20 protein-coding genes and 1 other annotated feature are annotated in these 19,430 nt (G+C 56.0%); of the genes, 13 read left to right on the forward strand and 7 right to left on the reverse strand.

The window, feature by feature from the left end:
• Positions 1-178 precede the first annotated feature (178 nt).
• Positions 179-2,776 (reverse strand): type I DNA topoisomerase, encoded by a 2,598-nt coding sequence (topA, locus tag AC4OVU_RS12090; protein ID WP_003856806.1) that lies wholly within the window; start codon positions 2,774-2,776, stop codon positions 179-181.
• A 398-nt stretch (positions 2,777-3,174) separates the two neighbouring features.
• On the opposite strand from topA, the gene AC4OVU_RS12095 reads away from it, so the two are divergent.
• Positions 3,175-3,426 (forward strand): YciN family protein, encoded by a 252-nt coding sequence (locus AC4OVU_RS12095; RefSeq protein WP_003856804.1) that lies wholly within the window; start codon positions 3,175-3,177, stop codon positions 3,424-3,426.
• A 35-nt stretch (positions 3,427-3,461) separates the two neighbouring features.
• Here the strand turns inward: AC4OVU_RS12095 and sohB are convergent, their stop codons facing one another.
• On the reverse strand, positions 3,462-4,508 hold the full coding sequence (gene sohB, locus AC4OVU_RS12100; RefSeq protein ID WP_023296716.1) for a protease SohB: 1,047 nt from the start codon (positions 4,506-4,508) through the stop codon (positions 3,462-3,464).
• 252 nt (positions 4,509-4,760) lie between these two features.
• Between sohB and AC4OVU_RS12105 the strand changes: the two genes are divergently transcribed.
• Entirely contained in the window at positions 4,761-5,522 is a 762-nt protein-coding gene (locus AC4OVU_RS12105; protein WP_110292573.1) for a YciK family oxidoreductase, read from the forward strand.
• Positions 5,519-6,109 carry a cob(I)yrinic acid a,c-diamide adenosyltransferase gene (gene cobO / locus AC4OVU_RS12110; RefSeq protein WP_110292574.1) on the forward strand — a complete coding sequence of 197 codons (591 nt, stop codon included), beginning with the start codon at positions 5,519-5,521 and terminating at the stop codon, positions 6,107-6,109. The genes AC4OVU_RS12105 and cobO overlap by 4 nt, the downstream gene beginning before the upstream one ends.
• Before the next feature lie 34 nt (positions 6,110-6,143).
• On the opposite strand, the gene rluB is transcribed toward cobO, so the two are convergent.
• The 3 genes from rluB to rnm all read right to left on the reverse strand — a co-directional run bounded on the left by rluB (position 6,144) and on the right by rnm (position 8,627).
• The gene (gene rluB / locus AC4OVU_RS12115; RefSeq protein ID WP_003856794.1) at positions 6,144-7,019 is read right to left on the reverse strand and encodes a 23S rRNA pseudouridine(2605) synthase RluB; all 876 of its coding nucleotides are present in this window, start codon (positions 7,017-7,019) and stop codon (positions 6,144-6,146) included.
• A gap of 97 nt (positions 7,020-7,116) precedes the next feature.
• Positions 7,117-7,737 carry an L-threonylcarbamoyladenylate synthase gene (locus AC4OVU_RS12120; protein ID WP_003856793.1) on the reverse strand — a complete coding sequence of 207 codons (621 nt, stop codon included), beginning with the start codon at positions 7,735-7,737 and terminating at the stop codon, positions 7,117-7,119.
• Positions 7,734-8,627 (reverse strand): RNase RNM, encoded by an 894-nt coding sequence (gene rnm, locus AC4OVU_RS12125; RefSeq protein WP_026080677.1) that lies wholly within the window; start codon positions 8,625-8,627, stop codon positions 7,734-7,736. The genes AC4OVU_RS12120 and rnm overlap by 4 nt, the downstream gene beginning before the upstream one ends.
• A 127-nt stretch (positions 8,628-8,754) precedes the next feature.
• Here rnm and trpL point away from each other — a divergent pair, with 127 nt between their 5' ends.
• The 8 genes from trpL (at position 8,755) to yedF (ending at position 17,042) form a co-directional block, all read left to right on the forward strand.
• The gene (gene trpL, locus AC4OVU_RS12130; protein ID WP_071524153.1) at positions 8,755-8,799 is read left to right on the forward strand and encodes a trp operon leader peptide; all 45 of its coding nucleotides are present in this window, start codon (positions 8,755-8,757) and stop codon (positions 8,797-8,799) included.
• Positions 8,776-8,870: a sequence feature (Trp leader region), on the forward strand. Its footprint overlaps the gene before it by 24 nt.
• A 23-nt stretch (positions 8,871-8,893) precedes the next feature.
• Positions 8,894-10,456 (forward strand): anthranilate synthase component 1, encoded by a 1,563-nt coding sequence (locus tag AC4OVU_RS12135; protein ID WP_045142567.1) that lies wholly within the window; start codon positions 8,894-8,896, stop codon positions 10,454-10,456.
• Positions 10,456-12,051, forward strand: a complete 1,596-nt coding sequence (gene trpD / locus AC4OVU_RS12140) for a bifunctional anthranilate synthase glutamate amidotransferase component TrpG/anthranilate phosphoribosyltransferase TrpD (protein ID WP_017384223.1) — start codon at positions 10,456-10,458, stop codon at positions 12,049-12,051. Before AC4OVU_RS12135 ends, trpD begins: the two co-directional genes overlap by 1 nt.
• Before the next feature lie 3 nt (positions 12,052-12,054).
• A complete protein-coding gene (gene trpCF / locus AC4OVU_RS12145) occupies positions 12,055-13,413 on the forward strand; it encodes a bifunctional indole-3-glycerol-phosphate synthase TrpC/phosphoribosylanthranilate isomerase TrpF (RefSeq protein ID WP_110292575.1) in 1,359 nt (452 codons plus the stop codon).
• A 10-nt stretch (positions 13,414-13,423) separates the two neighbouring features.
• A complete protein-coding gene (gene trpB, locus AC4OVU_RS12150) occupies positions 13,424-14,617 on the forward strand; it encodes a tryptophan synthase subunit beta (protein ID WP_003856780.1) in 1,194 nt (397 codons plus the stop codon).
• A complete protein-coding gene (gene trpA, locus AC4OVU_RS12155) occupies positions 14,617-15,426 on the forward strand; it encodes a tryptophan synthase subunit alpha (RefSeq protein ID WP_491928691.1) in 810 nt (269 codons plus the stop codon). Before trpB ends, trpA begins: the two co-directional genes overlap by 1 nt.
• 174 nt (positions 15,427-15,600) lie before the next feature.
• Positions 15,601-16,812, forward strand: coding sequence for a selenium metabolism membrane protein YedE/FdhT (gene yedE / locus AC4OVU_RS12160; protein WP_110292576.1), 1,212 nt, complete (start codon positions 15,601-15,603; stop codon positions 16,810-16,812).
• The gene (gene yedF / locus AC4OVU_RS12165; RefSeq protein WP_003856774.1) at positions 16,809-17,042 is read left to right on the forward strand and encodes a sulfurtransferase-like selenium metabolism protein YedF; all 234 of its coding nucleotides are present in this window, start codon (positions 16,809-16,811) and stop codon (positions 17,040-17,042) included. The genes yedE and yedF overlap by 4 nt, the downstream gene beginning before the upstream one ends.
• Before the next feature lie 35 nt (positions 17,043-17,077).
• On the opposite strand, the gene ymcF is transcribed toward yedF, so the two are convergent.
• Both ymcF and ompW read right to left on the reverse strand, forming a co-directional pair.
• Complete coding sequence (ymcF, locus tag AC4OVU_RS12170; RefSeq protein WP_463682615.1) at positions 17,078-17,299, reverse strand: cold shock small protein YmcF; 222 nt, start codon at positions 17,297-17,299, stop codon at positions 17,078-17,080.
• 29 nt (positions 17,300-17,328) lie between these two features.
• Positions 17,329-17,961 (reverse strand): outer membrane protein OmpW, encoded by a 633-nt coding sequence (gene ompW, locus AC4OVU_RS12175; protein ID WP_023296723.1) that lies wholly within the window; start codon positions 17,959-17,961, stop codon positions 17,329-17,331.
• Positions 17,962-18,243: 282 nt separating this feature from the next.
• Between ompW and AC4OVU_RS12180 the strand changes: the two genes are divergently transcribed.
• On the forward strand, positions 18,244-18,648 hold the full coding sequence (locus tag AC4OVU_RS12180) for a YkgJ family cysteine cluster protein (protein ID WP_023296724.1): 405 nt from the start codon (positions 18,244-18,246) through the stop codon (positions 18,646-18,648).
• A 25-nt stretch (positions 18,649-18,673) separates the two neighbouring features.
• On the forward strand, positions 18,674-19,417 hold the full coding sequence (locus tag AC4OVU_RS12185) for a YciC family protein (RefSeq protein WP_015570376.1): 744 nt from the start codon (positions 18,674-18,676) through the stop codon (positions 19,415-19,417).
• Positions 19,418-19,430 lie beyond the last annotated feature (13 nt).

Below are 19,430 nucleotides of genomic sequence, written 5' to 3' on the forward strand. Positions count from 1 at the left end.
ATCCGATTTAGCGCATGCGTCAATCGCTTAAGACGATTTGATAATAAGAAACGGGTTAACTATAACCACTATATCATTTATAGCCAGGCTGTATAGTACGGAACAAAAAATAATAACTACGTAATAAAAAAGGGCCGGAAGTCCGGCCCTTTTACAGGTAAGTTACGGTAAGGGAAGATTATTTCTTGCCTTCAACCCATTTCCCGTCGACAAAGAAGGCTGACCATCCGGTCGCTTTGCCCTCTTTCTCTGCCGCCACGTACTGCTGCTTCGTTTTACGGCTGAAGCGCACCACGGTTTTGTTGCCTTCCGGATCCTGCTGTGGCGCATCGGCCAGGTAACGCAGTTTCTCCGGCAGACGGTCGCGGAAGCGGTACAGCTCTTCTACCAGCGGCGCACGGGTTTCGCGCGATTTCGGGAAGGTGTTGGCCGCCAGGAATACCCCGGCAGCGCCGTCACGCAGCACGAAATACGCGTCTGACTTCTCGCACGGCAGCTCAGGAAGCGGAACCGGATCTTCCTTCGGCGGCGCAACTTCACCGTTACGCAGGATCTTACGCGTGTTTTTACAGTCGTCGTTGGTGCATGCCATGTACTTACCGAAGCGTCCCATTTTCAGGTGCATTTCGGAACCACATTTCTCACACTCAACGATTGGACCGTCATAGCCCTTAATGCGGAACTCACCTTCTTCGATCTCATAACCATCACAGGTCGGGTTATTGCCACAAACGTGCAGTTTGCGTTTTGGATCGATCAGGTAGCTGTCCATCGCCGTGCCGCATTTCTTACAGCGGCGTTTGGCGCGCAGTGCGTTGGTCTCCGCATCGTCACCTTCCAGCACGTTGAGAACTTCGTTCTCCGGCACGAGGTTGATGGTGGTTTTGCAACGCTCTTTCGGCGACAGCGCATAACCAGAGCAACCGAGGAATACGCCCGTGGTCGCGGTACGGATCCCCATTTTACGGCCACAGGTTGGGCAGTCGATGCTGGTCAGTACCATCTGGTTAGGCAGCATGCCGCCCTCTTCAGGATCTTTCTCGGCTTTCTCAAGCTGATTGGTAAAATCGCTGAAGAAGCTGTCGAGAACTTTCTTCCACTCTGCCTTATGGCTGGCAACCTCATCGAGGCTGTCTTCCATCTGCGCGGTGAAGTCATAGTTCATCAACTCGCGGAAGTTTGCTTCCAGACGGTCGGTGACAATCTCGCCCATTTTTTCAGCATAGAAACGACGGTTCTCAACGCGAACGTATCCACGATCCTGAATGGTCGAAATGATTGACGCATAGGTGGACGGGCGACCGATGCCGCGTTTTTCCAGCTCTTTCACCAGCGATGCTTCGCTGAAGCGCGCAGGTGGCTTGGTGAAGTGCTGAGCCGGGACCAGATCAACCAGCGACAGCTCGTCACCTTTGTTGACTGAAGGCAGCGTTCTGTCTTCATCGCCTTTACGCAGCGCAGGCATCACTTTTGTCCAGCCGTCGAAGCGCAGAATACGGCCGCGCGCTTTCAGGCGGAAATCACCCGCGCCGACGGTCAGCGTGGTGGAGTCGTATTTCGCTGGCGTCATCTGGCAGGCGACGAACTGGCGCCAGATCAGCTGATACAGCTTCTGGGCGTCCGCTTCCATATCTTTCAGCGATTCAGCCAGAACGGAAACGTCAGAAGGACGAATCGCTTCGTGCGCTTCCTGAGAATTCTCTTTGCTGGCGTACTGATTAGGACTATCCGGCAGGTATTTCTTACCGAAGTTGTCCTCGATATAGCCACGCACCATGTTGACAGCGTCCTGGCTCAGGTTGGTGGAGTCAGTACGCATGTAGGTGATGTAACCCGCTTCATATAAACGCTGGGCCATCATCATGGTTTTCTTCACGCCGTAACCCAGACGCGTACTCGCCGCCTGCTGGAGAGTTGACGTGATAAACGGTGCGCCAGGCTTGCTGCTGGTTGGTTTATCTTCACGATCCAGAACCTGATAACGCGCTTTTTCCAGCAGCGCCACGGCGGCCATGGTTTGATCGCGATTTTCAGGACGGAACGGTTTGTCGTTGTGGTGGCTCACCTGCAACGGCAGCGCATCGCCGCCCGGCGTGGTGACATTCGCATCCACTTCCCAGAACTCTTCCGGGACGAACGCTTTGATCTCGCGTTCACGCTCTACAACAAGACGAACAGCCACAGACTGCACACGCCCCGCAGACAGGCCGCGAGCGACCTTTTTCCACAGCAACGGCGAGACCATGTAGCCTACAACGCGGTCCATAAAGCGACGCGCCTGCTGAGCGTTAACACGGTCGATATTCAGTTCACCCGGCTTTTCAAACGCCTGACGAATCGCATTCTTTGTAATTTCGTTGAACACTACACGGCTGTAGCGTTTGTCATCACCCCCGATCACTTCCCGCAGGTGCCATGCGATGGCCTCCCCTTCGCGGTCAAGGTCGGTTGCGAGATAAATGTGGTCTGCTTTTTCAGCAAGCTGTTTCAGCTCGTTAACGACTTTTTCTTTGCCTGGCAGCACTTCGTAATGTGCATCCCAGTTGTGCCATGGGTTAACACCCATGCGGTTGACAAGCGCGCTACGTTCATCCTTTTTAGGCTTTTTAGCCCCTTTGGTGGAGGTAGAGTCTGCGCTCTTTTTGCTGGCTGAGCCACTGGTCGGCAAGTCGCGAATGTGACCAACGCTGGACTTAACCACGTAGTCATTGCCCAGATATTTATTGATCGTTTTGGCTTTTGCCGGGGACTCAACGATGACGAGAGCTTTACCCATATTCACCTTTACCTAATTTAATTCTTCCAGGAATACGCCGCACGTTGATTTCCCTTCCGCTGACGACGAGCCATTGATATTGCGACGTCGTCAGGGGATATCAACCCCTATGTGTTACCGAACGTCAGAATGGCGACATCCAGGTCATTGAGTTTTCGGGTATTTTTCTCACATCAAAGTTCATTCGTGACGAATTCCCGGTCGAATGTCAAGCAATTCTGTTGCCAGAATGACGAAAGCGCACACTGTACCTGATAAAATTCGTTACGCAACTTTATTAGCATGCAAAAGCAAATCCCGCCAGCCAGCCCCTGTTCCTTATCCCCTCGGATAACAGGGAAAATTTGCCCCCGAAGCGACCCAGGCGTAGACTATTGTCACTGTTTAAGGAGTGGAATATGCAGAATACGACTCAACCCATTGACCGAGCTTCACTGCTTATCGAAGCAAATAAACTCATTCGCGACCATGAAGACACCCTGGCGGGGATTGAAGCGACTGGCGTGGAACAGCGTAATGGCGTGCTGGTGTTCAGCGGTGAATACTTCCTTGATGAACAAGGGTTACCCACCCCAAAAAGCACCGCCGTGTTTAACATGTTTAAATACCTGGCGCATACCCTCTCAGAGAAGTACCACCTGGTCGATTAAAACGAAAACGCGAGGCATCTGCCTCGCGTTTGTCTTTACAGCAGCGGCTTTTGTCCGCGCTGCAACCAGCGTAGCAGCAGGCGATCCGCGCTTTCTGCCGCGCTATTGGTAAAACGGTCGAGCAGGCGCTTACGTCGGGTGAAGCGCACCCCCACCAGCTCACGGCCTTCCATCAGGTTGAGCAGGAGGTCGTCGCTGGTACCCACTTCATCCACCAGCCCTTTCTCCTGCGCCTGCGTGCCGTACCAGTGCTCGCCCGTAGCCACCTGCTCAATGTCCAGCGTTGGGCGCATGCGGTGCACGAAATCTTTGAACAGATGGTGGGTTTCGTTCAGATCTTCCCGGAATTTCTGCCGTCCCTCTTCGGTATTTTCGCCGAGCAGCGTCAGCGTACGTTTGTACTGACCCGCCGTATGCAGTTCGATGTCGATCTCTTTATTTTTCAGGAAACGATTGAAGTTAGGGATCTGCGCGACCACCCCAATCGAGCCGATAATGGAGAACGGTGCCGCGACGATTTTATCCGCCACGCACGCCATCATATAGCCGCCACTCGCCGCGACCTTATCTACCGCAACGGTGAGTGGGATCTGTTTATCCCGCAGACGTTGTAACTGCGAAGCCGCCAGTCCATACCCATGCACTACGCCGCCCGGGCTTTCAAGGCGTACCACCACCTGATCCTGGGCTGTCGCCACGGCCAGCACCGCCGTCACTTCTTCACGCAGAGAGGAGACTTCATGCGCATCCATGCTACCTTTAAAATCGAGCACATAGACGCGCGGTTTTGCGTCAGCCTGTGGCGTGGCGAGCTTAGCTTTCGCCTTCGCGGCTTTGGCGTCCTGCTTATGTTTTTTCTTCTGGGCTTTTAGCCACAGCTTCTGTTGATGATCGTCAAGCAGCGCCAGAGACATCTCCTCCTGCATCTCTTTATACTGCTCGCTCAGGCGGGTAATGCGTAACTCACCACGCTGACGCTTACGCTGCGTCAGGTTGACAATCAGGACGGCAATCACCGCGACAGCAATAACCACCGTCGCGATTTTGGCCAAAAACAACCCATACTGAGAAAGTAATTCCACGCGTTCCACCTTGATTTAACCACGAATCTTTCACGCCAGTGTACAACAGCCCTGCGCAGGCGTCTCGCTCTGGACATTACCTCTGCGAGGCGGCTTCAGGAATCCCCCGCTTCTGGTTTAAATCTTTGCAAATTGTTAATTTCCCAGCGTTCTGTCCTGTAGACTGATTGAATTCTGACGCTGTTTCGGGCATAAAGCCGAAAAGTCATAAATAAAGGTGCAAGTCACGCCCAATGCGCCTGAGGAGCCACCGTGCATTATCAGCCACAAAAAAACCTTCTACAGAACCGCATCATTTTGGTTACCGGTGCCAGCGACGGGATTGGTCGCGAAGCGGCGCTGACCTATTCTGAATACGGTGCGAGCCTTATTCTGCTGGGACGTAATGAAGAAAAGCTCAAGGCCGTCGCCCGTGAAATCGAAAACGCCGGCGGTACCCCCACGCCCTGGTATACGCTCGATCTGCTGACCTGCACGCCAGCGTCATGTCAGGCCCTTGCCCAGCAGATCAGCACACATTATCCGCGTCTGGACGGCGTACTGCACAACGCGGGGTTACTGGGCGAAGTGCGCCCGATGGATGAACAGGATCCGGAAATTTGGCAACAGGTGATGCAGGTTAACGTCAACGGGACGTTTTTCCTGACCCAGGCCTTGCTTCCTTTATTACTCAACTCCGATTCCGGCTCGCTGGTATTTACCTCCTCCAGCGTGGGGCGTCAGGGGCGTGCGAACTGGGGGGCTTACGCCGTCTCAAAATTTGCCACCGAAGGAATGATGCAGGTGCTGGCCGAAGAGTACCAAAGCCGCCACCTGCGGGTTAATTGCATTAATCCGGGCGGTACGCGCACCAAAATGCGCGCCAGCGCCTTCCCGACAGAAGATCCGCAGAAGCTTAAAACCCCGGCCGATATCATGCCCCTTTACCTGTGGCTGATGGGTGACGACAGCCGTCGCAAAACCGGAATGACCTTCGATGCCCAGCCAGGCCGCAAACCGGGGATATCGCAATGAGTGATGATCGTCATCAGCAGCGCCAGCAGCGTCTGAAAGAACAGGTTGATGCACGCGTGGCGGCCGCTCAGGACGAGCGCGGTATCCTAATCGTGTTCACCGGCAACGGCAAAGGCAAAACCACCGCCGCATTTGGGACCGCCACCCGCGCAGTCGGGCATGGGCAGAAAGTGGGCGTGATCCAGTTTATCAAGGGTGAATGGCCCAACGGCGAGCGTAATCTGCTCGAGCCGCATGGCGTTGAGTTTCAGGTAATGGCAACCGGTTTTACCTGGGATACCCAGAACCGGGAAACCGATACCGCAGCCTGCCTCGCCGTCTGGGAGCATGCCAAAAGAATGCTTTCAGACCCGTCGCTGAACATGGTGTTGCTGGATGAGATCACCTATATGGTGGCGTATGAATACCTGCCGCTGCAAGCCGTGCTGGAGGCCCTCAGGAACCGCCCTGCACACCAAACGGCGATCGTCACGGGGCGCGGGTGTCATCGGGACATTCTGGAGCTGGCCGATACCGTCAGCGAGCTGCGTCCGGTTAAGCATGCGTTCGATGCGGGTATCAAAGCGCAAATTGGGATTGATTACTGAAAAAAAAGCCCGGTATATTCACCGGGCTTTTCAATTAACCGTTGTTATTACGGCTGCCAGAGCGGCGATTGCTGCTGACCTGGCTATGACGTTTCACCGCACGGCGGATTTGATTCGCCTTCATGCGACGACGATCTTTCTCTACCGCCACTTTCGACGTGGTTTCTGGCGTCAGGCCAACCAGATCGCGCAGGTAGTTGGTTTGCGTCAGATCCAGTTCGGTATAGCCGCCACGTGGCAGGCCTTTCGGCAGCAGAATGTCGCCATAGCGGACGCGAATCAAGCGACTCACCTGGACACCGACCGCTTCCCACAGTCGACGCACCTCGCGGTTACGTCCCTCTGTCAGGGTAACGTTGTACCACTGGTTAATGCCTTCACCACCGGTAAACTTGATGGTTTTGAACGCCGCAGGGCCGTCCTCCAGCTGAACACCACGCGACAGGTCGCGCAGTTTGTTCTCATCAACCTGGCCGAAAACACGAACGGCGTATTCACGTTCCACTTCACGACTCGGGTGCATCAGACGGTTTGCCAGTTCACCATCGGTGGTGAACAGCAGCAGGCCGCAGGTGTTCACGTCCAGACGCCCTACGGCAATCCAGCGGGCGCCACGCAATTTTGGCAGACGGTCAAACACCGTCGGGCGACCTTCCGGGTCGTTGCGGGTACACAGTTCGCCTTCCGGCTTGTAGTAAGCCAGTACGCGGCAGATCTGTTCAGCAGACTCTTTCACGGAGATAAGATGGCCGTCAATGCGGATCTTCAGCCCCGGTACGATTTCAACGCGGTCACCGAGCGTGGCGATTTTACCGTCCACACTCACGCGGCCTGCTTCAATAATGGCTTCGATTTCACGGCGCGAACCGTGGCCGGCGCGCGCCAGCACTTTCTGTAACTTCTCGCTCATTGAGCTTCCTCAGGTGTCGCCTTCACAGGCGTCGAATCAGGTCAAAAACAGGGCGGCGCCCTGCTTTGATGGCCGCGTAGTATATCTGCTTACACCCTTACAAGAAAGGCTTAACATCGCCCACGCCTTCACGAATCACTTCTGGCGCGTCTTCGGTGAGATCCACCACGGTGGTCGGCTGCTGACCAAGATAGCCGCCATGAATAATCAGCTCCACCACCTTCTCCAGACGATCTTTGATCTCTTCCGGGTCGGACTCGGTAAACTCACTGCCCGGCAGCATCAGCGATGTGGAGAGCATCGGCTCGCCGAGGGTTTCCAGTAGCGCCTGGGCAATCGGGTTCGACGGCACGCGCATGCCGATGGTTTTACGTTTTTCCTGCAACAGACGACGCGGCACCTCTTTTGTCCCCTTCAGAATGAAGGTGTAGTTACCCGGCGTGTTGTTTTTAATCAGACGAAAGGCCACGTTATCAACATAAGCATAGGTCGACAGCTCAGAGAGATCGCGACACATCAGGGTGAAGTTGTGGCCATCCGGCAGCTGGCGGATGCGACAGATGCGCTCCATCGCCCCTTTATCCTCAATTTTACAGCCCAGCGCGTAGCCAGAATCGGTTGGGTAGACAATAACGCCGCCTTTGCGGACGATCTCCACGGCCTGATTAATCAGACGTGGCTGGGGGTTATCCGGATGGATATAGAAAAACTGACTCATACTTCCCTCTCTTCAATTTGCTGTGGCTGTTCCCAGAGCTGCCAGACAGGCTCAACGCCCGCGGGTAACCAGAGCTTGCGCCCCAGTTCAATCCACGCGCAGGGCTGATGGAAATCTGAACCCTGTGACCCAAGCAGACCAAACTGACGGGCGTAGGTCGCGAGCTGCGAACGCTCATTGGGTGCCTGCTGACACTGGGCAACTTCCATCGCCTCACCGCCGCATTCGGCAAAGTGTGCCAGCAGTCTTTTCAGCCATTTAGCAGAAAGATTATACCGCCCCGGATGGGCCAGCACGGCCTTACCGCCAGAATGATGAATCACATCAATAGCTTGTTTTATTGTACACCACTGTGGGGGAACGTATCCGGTTTTCCCGCGCGCCAGATACTTTTTAAAGACATTCGCCATGGTCGTCGCCTTACCGGCATCCACCAGAAAACGGGCGAAATGGCCGCGCGTCACCGCCCCACCGTTCGCCAGCTTTCGCGCGCCTTCCAGCGCACCGGGAATATGCGCTTTTTCCAGACGTTCGCCAATCATCTCCGCGCGTTGATTGCGGCGTGTTTTTTGTTCTTGCAAAAAAGCACGCATGGCCGGATGTTCTGTATCGATATTCAGGCCAACGATATGAATTTCGTGGTTTTCCCAGACCGTCGAGATCTCAACCCCGGCCACCAGATCCAGCGCCAGTCCGCTGCGGGCAATCTCGGCGCGCGCGGCGGGAATGCCGTCAGTGGTATCGTGATCGGTTATTGCCAGCGTGCCGACACGCATTTCAACGGCGCGATGGACCAAGGCTTCGGGTGTCAGCAGGCCATCTGAAGCCTGCGTATGGCTGTGTAAATCATAAATTACGGCGTAGGTGGTATCGCTCAAAGCACTTCCCATAACAGGTTGGAGACATCCGAAGCCCCTATGATACCGACTAACCGCGAAATACTGAAATCAGGGGTTGACAACACGCCATCGAACTAGTTAACTAGTACGCAAGTTCACACGAGAAAGGTATCTGAAAATGACAGCACATTTCGCTCTGCACGGTTGGTGGCGTACTTCCTGATCTTCGGGCAGTGTCACGCGTCAGCGAAATGCAAACAGATACCCGGCCCGCTACCCAGCGGGCTTTTTTTTGAACAGAATATGAGAACAACAACATGCAAACAGCCAAACCTCATCTCGAACTGCTGACCTGCGAGGCGGCCTATCGCCATAACCCTACCGCGCTGTTTCATCAGGTGTGCGGCGCACGTCCCGCGACGCTGCTGCTGGAGTCAGCTGATATCGACAGTAAGGACGACCTCAAAAGCCTGCTGCTGGTTGACAGCGCGCTGCGCATTACCGCGTTAGGTGACACCGTCACTATCAGGGCGTTGTCTGACAATGGCGCGTCGCTCCTGCCGCTGCTGGATGCGACGCTGCCTTCAGGCATTGAAAATGAACGCCACCCGGACCTGCGTATTCTGCATTTCCCGCCGGTGAGCCAGCTGCTGGATGAGGATGCCCGCCTCTGCTCGCTCTCCGTTTTTGACGCCTTTCGCCTGCTGCAAAATCTGGTGGCCGTGCCGGAAGTTGAGCGCGAAGCAATGTTCTTTGGCGGGCTGTTTGCTTACGACCTGGTTGCTGGCTTTGAAGATTTACCGGAAACCGAGCAGGGTAACCGCTGCCCGGACTACTGTTTCTACCTGGCCGAAACCCTGCTGGTGATCGACCATCAGAAAAAATACACCCGCATCCAGGCCAGCCTGTTCACGCCGTCTGTGTCTGAGAAAAATCGCCTCGCGCAGCGCATCGCCCAACTGCAACAGCAGATGTCGGAAGCACCGCCCGCGCTGCCAGTGCAGCGTGTTGAAAAGATGACCTGCGAGGTGAGTCAGACCGACGATCAGTACGGCGCGGTGGTGCGTCAGATGCAAAAAGCGATTCGTGCCGGGGAGATTTTCCAGGTAGTGCCGTCCCGTCGCTTCTCACTGCCCTGCCCGTCGCCGCTGGCGGCTTACGATGTGCTGAAAAAGAGCAACCCAAGCCCGTACATGTTCTTTATGCAGGACAATGATTTCACCCTGTTTGGCGCGTCGCCGGAAAGCTCCCTCAAGTACGACGCCACCAGCCGCCAGATTGAGATCTACCCGATAGCGGGAACCCGTCCACGCGGCCGTCGTGCCGATGGCTCCCTGGACCGCGATCTCGACAGCCGCATCGAACTGGAAATGCGTACCGACCATAAAGAGCTCTCCGAACACCTGATGCTGGTTGACCTGGCGCGTAACGATCTGGCACGCATTTGTACGCCTGGCAGCCGCTACGTGGCGGACCTGACCAAAGTCGACCGCTACTCCTTCGTCATGCACCTGGTATCCCGCGTGGTGGGTGAACTGCGCCACGACCTCGACGTTCTGCACGCCTACCGCGCCTGCATGAACATGGGCACCCTGAGCGGCGCGCCGAAAGTCCGCGCTATGCAGCTGATCGCCGAAGCGGAAGGACGCCGTCGCGGCAGCTACGGTGGTGCCGTGGGCTATTTCACCGCTCACGGTGACCTTGATACCTGCATCGTGATCCGCTCCGCCTACGTTGAGGACGGCATTGCCACCGTCCAGGCCGGGGCCGGGATTGTGCTGGATTCTGTTCCGCAGTCGGAAGCCGACGAAACCCGCAGTAAAGCGCGCGCGGTACTGCGCGCCATTGCTACCGCACATCATGCACAGGAGATTTTCTGATGGCTGACATTCTGCTGCTCGATAATATCGACTCCTTTACCTACAACCTGGCAGATCAGCTGCGTGCGAATGGTCACAATGTCGTTATCTATCGCAACCACGTTCCGGCCCAGACGCTAATTGACCGTCTGGCGACCATGCAAAACCCGGTGCTGATGCTCTCCCCGGGCCCAGGCGCACCGAGCGAAGCAGGCTGTATGCCTGAGCTGTTGACCCGTATGCGCGGCAAGCTGCCGATTATCGGCATCTGCCTCGGCCACCAGGCGATTGTCGAAGCCTACGGCGGTTACGTGGGTCAGGCGGGGGAGATCCTCCATGGTAAAGCGTCAAGTATTGAACATGACGGTCAGGCGATGTTTGCCGGTCTGCCGAACCCGCTTCCGGTAGCGCGTTACCACTCGCTGGTCGGCAGCAACATTCCGGCCGGGCTGACCATTAACGCCTCGTTTGAAGGGATGGTGATGGCGGTGCGTCACGATGCGGATCGCGTCTGCGGGATGCAGTTCCACCCGGAATCTATCCTGACGTCCAACGGCGCGCGTCTGCTGGAGCAAACGCTCGACTGGGCGCTACAAAAGCTGGAGCAGACCAACACCCTGCAACCGATTCTGGAAAAACTGTATCAGGCTCAGACCCTGAGCCAGCAGGAGAGCCATCAGCTGTTCTCCGCCGTCGTGCGCGGCGAGCTGAAGCCTGAGCAGCTGGCCGCTGCGCTGGTGAGCATGAAGGTACGTGGCGAAAGCCCGCAGGAGATCGCCGGCGCGGCAACCGCGCTGCTGGAAAATGCCGCCCCGTTCCCGCGCCCGGACTATCCGTTTGCCGATATTGTCGGGACCGGTGGCGACGGCAGTAACAGTATCAATATTTCCACCGCCAGCGCCTTTGTGGCCGCGGCATGCGGTCTGAAGGTGGCGAAACACGGCAACCGCAGCGTGTCCAGCCGTTCAGGATCGTCCGACCTGCTGGCGGCTTTCGGTATCAACCTGGACATGAACGCCGAGCGTTCCCGTGAAGCGCTGGATGACCTGGGCGTCTGTTTCCTGTTTGCGCCGAAGTATCACACCGGTTTCCGCCACGCGATGCCGGTTCGCCAGCAGCTCAAAACCCGTACGCTGTTTAACGTGCTCGGTCCACTCATTAACCCGGCGCACCCGCCGCTGGCGCTGATTGGCGTTTACAGCCCGGAACTGGTCCTGCCGATTGCGGAGACGCTGCGCGTCCTCGGTTACCAACGCGCCGCCGTGGTACACAGCGGCGGGATGGATGAAGTTTCCCTGCATGCGCCCACGCTGGTGGCGGAACTGAATAACGGCGAAGTGCTGAACTATCAACTTGAGGCCGCTGACTTCGGGTTGACCCCGTACCATCAGGACGCCCTGGCGGGCGGCACGCCGGAAGAAAACCGTGACATTCTCACGCGCTTATTACAAGGTAAAGGTGAGGCCGCCCATGAGGCCGCCGTGGCGGCCAACGTAGCCATGCTGATGCGTTTACATGGCGAGGAAGATCTGAAAGCCAACGCCCAAAAAGTTCTGGACGTACTGCGCTCCGGTGCAGCTTACGATCGCGTTACCGCACTTGCGGCAAGAGGGTAAATAATGCAGACCGTTTTAGCGAAAATCGTCGCCGATAAGGCCATCTGGGTGGAAGCCCGTAAGCAACAGCAGCCGCTCGCCAGTTTTCAGAATGACGTCGTTCCGAGCAGCCGTCGTTTTTATGATGCGCTCCAGGGCGCGCGTACCGCGTTTATTCTGGAGTGTAAAAAAGCGTCTCCGTCCAAAGGCGTGATCCGCGACGATTTCGACCCGGCGCGTATTGCCGGTATCTACAAGCATCATGCGTCTGCCATTTCTGTGCTGACGGATGAGAAATATTTCCAGGGCAGCTTCGATTTTCTGCCCGTAGTCAGCGGCATCGCGCCGCAGCCGATACTGTGCAAAGACTTTATTATCGACCCGTATCAGATCTGGCTGGCGCGCTTTTACCAGGCAGATGCCTGCCTGCTGATGCTCTCCGTGCTGGATGACGAGCAGTATCGCCAGCTCTCCGCCGTCGCGCACAGCCTGAATATGGGCGTGCTGACCGAAGTGAGCAACGAAGAGGAGCTGGAGCGCGCCATCGCGCTGGAAGCCAAAGTGGTCGGCATTAACAACCGCGACCTGCGCGACCTGTCGATTGACCTCAACCGTACGCGCCAGCTTGCGCCGCGTCTGGGCGCGGGCGTCACGGTGATCAGCGAATCCGGGATTAACAGCTACGCTCAGGTGCGCGAACTCAGCCACTTTGCCAACGGTTTCCTGATAGGTTCCGCAATGATGGAACACGAAGACCTTAACGCGGCCGTGCGCCGCGTGCTGTTGGGTGAGAACAAAGTCTGCGGCCTGACCCGTGAACAGGATGCGCAGGCCGCATATGAAGCGGGCGCGATCTATGGTGGTCTGATCTTTGTCGAGTCCTCTCCTCGCGCAGTAAATGAAGAACAGGCGCGCAAGGTGATGGCAGCTGCGCCACTGAGCTACGTGGGCGTGTTCCGCAATGCGGATATTAACGACGTTGCGGCAAAAGCGGACGCGTTATCCCTGAGCGCGGTCCAGCTGCACGGCGATGAAGATCAGGCGTACATCGATGCTCTGCGACATGTTCTGGCGCCTCAGGTTCAGATCTGGAAAGCGCAAAGCGTTGGCGCCACCCTGCCCGCGCGTAACCTGAAGCATGTTGATAAATACGTGCTCGACAACGGCCAGGGCGGCACGGGGCAGCGTTTTGACTGGTCACTGCTGCGTGGCGAAGTGCTGGACAATGTCCTGCTGGCGGGGGGATTAAGCCCCGATAACTGTGTGGAAGCGGCCAAAACCGGCTGCGCAGGCCTCGATTTCAATTCAGGCGTAGAGTCCCAACCGGGCATTAAAGACGCCAGCAAGCTGGCATCGGTATTTAAAACTCTGCGTGCATATTAAGGAAGAGAAGATGACGACATTACTTAACCCGTATTTTGGTGAGTTCGGTGGGATGTATGTCCCACAAATCCTGATGCCCGCGCTGCGCCAGCTGGAAGAAGCGTTCGTGAGCGCACAGAAAGATCCGGCGTTCCAGGCGGAGTTTACCGACCTGCTGAAAAACTACGCCGGTCGTCCGACGGCGCTGACAAAGTGCCGCAACCTGACCGAAGGCACTAAAACTACGCTGTATCTTAAGCGTGAAGATCTGCTGCACGGTGGCGCGCATAAAACTAACCAGGTGCTTGGCCAGGCGCTGCTCGCGAAGCGGATGGGTAAAACCGAAATCATCGCCGAAACCGGCGCGGGACAGCACGGTGTGGCCTCAGCGCTCGCCAGCGCCCTGCTCGGTCTGAAATGCCGCATTTACATGGGGGCGAAGGACGTTGAGCGCCAGTCGCCAAACGTGTTCCGTATGCGTCTTATGGGGGCGGAAGTGATCCCGGTGCACAGCGGTTCTGCCACGCTGAAAGATGCCTGTAATGAAGCGCTTCGCGACTGGTCTGGCAGCTACGAAACCGCCCACTACATGCTCGGTACCGCCGCGGGCCCGCACCCGTTCCCGACCATCGTGCGTGAATTCCAGCGCATGATCGGCGAAGAGACTAAAGCGCAGATCCTCGAAAAAGAGGGTCGCCTGCCGGATGCGGTGATCGCCTGCGTTGGCGGCGGATCTAACGCCATCGGCATGTTTGCCGATTTTATCGACGAAACCAGCGTTGGGCTGATTGGCGTTGAGCCTGCCGGCCACGGTATTGAAACGGGCGAGCATGGTGCGCCGCTGAAGCATGGCCGCGTGGGGATCTACTTCGGCATGAAGGCCCCGATGATGCAGACCGATGAAGGGCAGATTGAAGAGTCTTACTCAATCTCTGCCGGGCTGGATTTCCCGTCCGTAGGGCCGCAGCACGCGTTCCTCAACAGCACCGGCCGCGCGGATTATGTCTCCATCACCGATGACGAAGCGCTGGAGGCCTTCAAAACGCTGTGCCGCAATGAAGGGATCATCCCGGCGCTGGAGTCTTCCCACGCGCTGGCGCACGCGCTGAAAATGATGAAGGAAAACCCGGAAAAAGAGCAGCTGCTGGTGGTAAACCTTTCCGGTCGCGGTGACAAAGATATCTTCACCGTTCACGATATTCTGAAAGCACGAGGGGAAATCTGATGGAACGCTACGACAACGCATTTGCACAACTGAAAGCTCGCCAGGAAGGCGCCTTCGTTCCCTTCGTGACGCTGGGCGACCCCGGCCTGGAGCAGTCGCTGAAGATTATCGACACCTTGATTGATGCCGGTGCCGACGCGCTGGAGCTCGGTATTCCGTTCTCCGATCCGCTGGCGGATGGCCCGACCATTCAGAACGCAACGCTACGCGCGTTTGCCGCGGGCGTGACGCCGAGCCAGTGCTTTGAAATGCTGGCGGCGATCCGTCAGAAGCACCCGACCATTCCGATCGGCCTGCTGATGTACGCCAACCTGGTGTTCAGCCGCGGTATTGATGCGTTTTATGCAGAGTGCGCCCGCGTGGACGTTGACTCCGTGCTGGTGGCTGACGTGCCCGTTGAAGAGTCTGCGCCATTCCGTCAGGCGGCAATGCGCCACAACGTCGCGCCGATTTTCATCTGTCCACCGAATGCCGATGACGATCTGTTGCGCCAGATTGCCTCTTACGGACGAGGTTACACCTACCTGCTCTCCCGTGCGGGCGTCACCGGTGCGGAAAACAAAGCCGCGCTGCCGCTGCATCATCTGGTGGAGAAGCTGGCAGAATACCATGCTGCACCGCCGCTTCAGGGCTTTGGCATTTCTTCACCGGATCAGGTTACTGCGGCGATTGACGCGAAAGCCGCCGGAGCCATTTCCGGTTCGGCTATCGTGAAAATTATCGAGAAGAACGTGGATAAGCCAGAGCAGATGCTGGCTGAGTTACACGCATTCGTCACATCCATGAAAGCGGCCACGCGCAAGGCGTAACCGTTAACACCGTCTGGCCCCGGCGTCAGGCGGTTTTCCCTTCTCTCTTCCTGAAAGAAGCAGGTCAAAATTGATCCTGTCGATATTTTCGGTGTGAATGACTTTCCAAACTTTCGCGTAAGCGTATGATCTGGGCTCTTTTTAGCGTTACCCTTCTGAGTTCAGAGGTTATTCATGTCATGGCATTCCTTCAAACAGACTTACCTGGTTAAGTTCTGGTCACCTGTTCCGGCCGTTATCGCGGCAGGCATTCTCTCTACTTATTATTTCGGTATTACCGGCACCTTCTGGGCTGTTACGGGCGAGTTTACCCGCTGGGGTGGGCAGCTATTACAGCTGGCAGGCGTCCATGCCGAAGAGTGGGGCTACTTCAAACTGATCCATCTTGAGGGCACACCGCTGACCCGCATCGACGGGATGATGATCATTGGCATGTTCGGCGGCTGTTTTGCGGCCGCGCTGTGGGCCAACAACGTTAAGTTGCGCATGCCGAAAAGCCGCATCCGCATTATGCAGGCCGTGGTCGGCGGCATCATTGCCGGGTTTGGCGCCCGCCTGGCGATGGGCTGTAATCTGGCCGCGTTCTTTACCGGTATTCCGCAGTTCTCGCTGCATGCCTGGTTCTTTGCCGTCGCCACCGCCATCGGCTCCTACTTCGGTGCTAAATTCACCCTGCTGCCGCTGTTCCGCATTCCGGTGAAAATGACGAAAGTTAGCGCTGCCTCTCCGTTAACGCAAAAACCCGATCAGGCGCGTCGTCGCTTCCGCCTCGGTATGCTGGTCTTTTTTGCCATGGTTGCCTGGGCGATTTGCACGGCGATGAATCAGCCAAAACTCGGCCTGGCCATGCTGTTCGGCGTCGGTTTTGGTCTGCTGATTGAACGCGCGCAGATCTGCTTTACCTCCGCGTTTCGCGATATGTGGATCACCGGACGAAGCATGATGGCGAAGGCGATCATTGCCGGTATGGCCGTGAGCGCGATCGGCATCTTCAGCTACGTTCAGCTCGGCGTGGAACCGAAAATCATGTGGGCGGGCCCAAATGCCGTCATTGGCGGGCTGCTGTTTGGTTTTGGCATCGTGCTGGCGGGCGGGTGTGAAACCGGCTGGATGTATCGCGCTGTGGAAGGCCAGGTGCATTACTGGTGGGTGGGTCTGGGTAACGTGATTGGCTCTACCATTCTGGCCTACTACTGGGATGACGTTTCTCCGGTACTGGCAACAAACTGGGACAAGGTCAACCTGCTGAAAACCTTTGGTCCACTCGGGGGACTCCTGGTGACCTACGCCCTGCTGCTTATTGCCTTCTTACTGGTTGTTGCACAAGAAAAGCGCTTCTTCCGACGCGCCACCGCCAAAACTGAAACTCAGGAGAATGCCGCATGAAAGAGATCGTGCCTGATTATCGTCTCGATATGGTGGGTGAACCTTGCCCTTACCCGGCCGTCGCCACGCTTGAAGCGCTACCGCAGCTAAAGAAAGGTGAAATTCTGGAAGTGGTGAGCGATTGCCCCCAGTCGATCAATAACATTCCTCTTGATGCCAAAAATCACGGCTATACCGTGCTGGATATCCAGCAGGACGGACCAACCATTCGTTATTTAATTCAGAAGTGACCTCACGATCTAAAAAGGCCTCTCAGAGGCCTTTTCTAGTTTACTGGCTTTGGCCACCGTCGTCGTCTGAGCTTCGGCAGGCATGAATGAATGGTGAGACGTGTTCCGCAAACGGAACAGATAGCACCGTGAGGTAGGCTATGTGCTGGGCTGAACGTCGTGAACTGAAACTGTTTACCTGCACAAACCGGACACTCAAATTTGATGTTGGGGATATCCCCTCCAGCCAAGTGTATGGAACAACCACCATACAGCAATCACCGGCTGACAGGGGATATATCTTCTGTCAGAAACGATAGCCTGCTGAGAACATAAATACCCACGGATCCAGACGGGTATTGATACTTTGCTGCTGCCCGTCAGCTTTAAAGCGCACGTCCGTATCAATGTCCATATACCAGACCGAGGCGTTGATCAGCCAGTCACGGTTAATCAGATAATCCAGACCAACCTGCCCCGCCATACCCCACGAGTCTTTCAGGCTGAGATCGGAGAGCCCGGCCTTTTTACCGGTATCGTTAAATTTCTCATCAAAGAAGGTGGTGTAGTTAACCCCTGCACCAATATAAGGGCGCACCTTGCTGCTGGAATCGCCGAAGTACCACTGCGCCATCAGCGTTGGTGGCAAATGGTGAACCGTGGCAATGTCCCCGGTCGGTCCTAAACCGACGCGGTGACGGAATGGCGTGGCGGCTAAAAGCTCGACGCCAACGTTATCCGTTGCCATATACGTAAACGTCAGGCCTAACTGGGTGTTATTGCTGACGTTAAACCCGCCCATACCCAGTACATTATCGGACCCTTCCGTTGGACGTACCGTTGCCGAACCGGCACGAATAAAGAATTCGCCTGCTTCATGCGCGTACGCGCCGCCAGAGAGACTGCTTAAGATAAGGGCTGCCACCGCTAATTTTTTCATATCCGCTCCATCGTTGTGGTTTTAATTGCGGAGGAGAATATACTCACAAATGAGTAATAAGTGATCTAACACAGATCACATTAAAACCAGTAAGTTAACATTCATTGATCTAGGTTAATTTTTGGTGACGCCTCATAAAGCAATAAGTTGTTACCGCGTCAATTTTTGGCATTTCATGGTTACAAAATTTTCTGTTTTCCCTCTCTTGCGCTTCCTGTAGCGGCTGGATAATTTATCGCTCTCACAATGTGATTTGATGCGTTCTACTTTTGCAGGTGTGCCATGAGTGATCATAACCCGTGCATGACGTGCGGAGCCTGTTGTGCGTATTTTCGAGTCTCTTTCTACTGGGCTGAAGCCAGCGATGGCGGCGGCACCGTTCCGGTTGATCTCACTGAACCCTTAACCCCTTTTCTGCGCTGTATGCGCGGCACCAACCAAAAACAGAGCCGCTGTGTGGCACTGCAAGGTGAGCCTGGGGTATCCACCCGCTGTTCCATTTACGCGGATCGCCCCAGCCCGTGTCGCACTTTCGCGATGTCGGGAAAGGATGGGCAGGTCAATGAGGCATGCAATCGCGCCCGCGCCCGCTATGGATTACCGCCGCTTTACAAAGATATGCTTTTCCATACAAGCCTTGATGCTGCCACCAGCGTGTTATCCGGTGTACAATTGCCGGCTAATTAACACCTGCAATACTCAAGGAGAGTGCATGTCTATCACGGCGAAGTCTGTCTACCGTGACACGGGAAATTTTTTCCGCAATCAGTTCATTACCTTTTTACTGATCGCGTTGTTGTGCGCCTTTATTACGGTGGTGCTGGGTCATGCGTTCTCACCCAGTGATGAACAGATTGCCACGCTGAGCCAGGGGGAAAATCTTGCAGGCAGCGCAGGGTTGTTTGACCTTGTGCAGAATATGACGCCAGAGCAACAGCAAATCTTGCTGCGCGCATCTGCGGCATCGACCTTCTCGGGCCTGATTGGCAACGCCATTCTGGCGGGTGGCGTGTTGCTGATGATCCAGCTGGTGTCTGCCGGCCAACGCGTCAGCGCGTTACGTGCAATCGGGGCCAGCGCTCCGGTGCTACCAAAACTGTTTATCCTCATCTTCCTGACCACGCTGCTGGTCCAGATGGGGATAATGTTGGTTGTCGTTCCGGGCGTGCTGCTGGCTATCGTGCTTTCATTCGCGCCAGTAATGGTTGTGCAGGACAAAATGGGCATTTTCACCGCCATGCGCAGCAGCATCAGGCTCGCATGGGCCAATATGCGACTGGTCGCCCCGGCCGTTATCAGCTGGCTGCTGGCCAAAACTCTGCTGTTGCTGTTTGCGCCGAATTTTGCGGTGTTAACGCCAAACGTCGGAGCGGTTGTCGCCAATACGCTGAGCAATCTGATTTCAGCCGTGCTGCTGGTCTATTTGTTCCGCCTGTACATGTTAATTCGTCAGTAACTGGGATCGCAGA

The organism is Enterobacter sp. 6722112 (genome assembly GCF_058661685.1).